Annotated in this window: 1 protein-coding gene and 1 pseudogene; both read left to right on the top strand. The window is 67.6% G+C overall.

Going from position 1 to position 1,474, the window contains the following annotated elements; all coding sequences use genetic code 11:
* Positions 1 to 571, top strand: a pseudogene (locus ACY1JF_RS31865) (hypothetical protein); the annotation flags it as partial.
* A gap of 282 nt (positions 572 to 853) precedes the next feature.
* On the top strand, positions 854 to 1,474 hold a 621-nt coding region (locus ACY1JF_RS31860), incomplete at its 3' end, for a carbohydrate binding domain-containing protein (protein WP_462708753.1).

The raw sequence follows: 1,474 nt of genomic DNA, 5'->3' as shown, positions 1-1,474 counted from the left end.
AACCCGGCAGCCCGCCATCGGCACCGAACGCTCCGTCGACATCGACGTACGCGTGGACGGCGACTGCCCCAGGAACGTCACCATCGGCGCACGCCTCACGCCGGTGTCCGGGATGTCCTCCCTGACTGGCAACGTCGACCTGTTGACGCGGCCGAACGTCTGGCTCGACCTGCCCGGTACCGACCTGGCACTGCCCGAGCCCGGCGTCTACGCGCTGGACGCCAACGTGCGCGCCTACATCCACTCCCTGCCCCCGCACCACTCCTGGATCACCGCCCGCATCTTCGACGCCACGGCCGGTGCCGTCGTACCCCACGGCACTGTATGGGTGACCTCTCTCGCCAACTGGGAAGGTCCCACCTCTCTGGGGCGGCCACAGGTCTCCGGCGACTCGGGCATCGACAACATGGCGGCCCGCAACACGCTCTACGAGGTGACCAGGCCCACGACCGTGCGCCTCCAGGGCTTCTACAACCCGACACCGCAGCGTACCGATCTCGTACCGGCCGACATCGCACAGATCACCGGTGAGGACTGGACCACCCTCCGGATGATCAAGGTCAGTGACTGACCGGAGCAGACACCGCCCGGCTGACCTCTCCGAGCGAGTCGGTCTCCTGGCTCGGCAACCAGCCTCCGTACCCCGCGGTGGTGCCGACCAGATCACCCTGCTCATGCCACCTTTCGCGTCCGACGGCGAAGACGCGCCCGGAACCGCGCCTGTGCCGCACGAGCCTGCTTCACCGCCTCGGGGATCACCGAACCGGACCAACTACTGCGGCGGTCACCTCCGTGCACCGCCGGCGGCTGCTTCCTGCGACCGCACCCCCCCATCAGAAGGAGAACAAGAACTATGACCACTCCCACACCACTGCGCGTCTCGCTGATCAACGGCAGTTTCGAACTGCCCGCTGTCCCTGCGGGCTGGCACCTGCGCCCGGACGCCTCTCAGACGAGTCGGCCCGACCGGGTCCCGGGCTGGTACACCACGGCCTCCGATCACCTGATCGAGCTGTGGCACACCGGGTACCAGAACGTGAAGGCCGCCGACGGCACCCAGTTCGTCGAGCTCAACGCGAACGAGTTCTCCACGCTGTACCAGGACCTGCCCACCACCCCGGGCACCAAGCTGTACTGGCGGCTGTACCACCGCGGAGTCCGCGGTCAGGACACCATGGCGGTGGAGATCGGCGCGCCGGGCGCGGTGGTCGAACAGAGACGGCTGACCACGGACAAGACCGACTGGTCCCTCTACACCGGCACCTACACCGTCCCCGCCGGGCAGACCACGACCCGTTTCGCCCTCCACTCCCTCACCGTCACCGGCGGTAGCAGTCACACCGGCAATCTGGTGGACGGCGTGGTGCTCATGAGCGCTCCGTTCGTGACGCTCACCAAGTACGCCGTTCCTGAGGGGCCGCTGGAGGTGGGTGATGTGGTCACCTACCGGATCGTCGTCAAGAACGAGGGCGGT

The organism is Streptomyces sp. SYSU D01066-1, assembly GCF_054956795.1.
The sequence above is the reverse complement of the archived record's forward strand: the minus strand, read 5'-3'. Positions and strand labels throughout refer to the sequence as shown.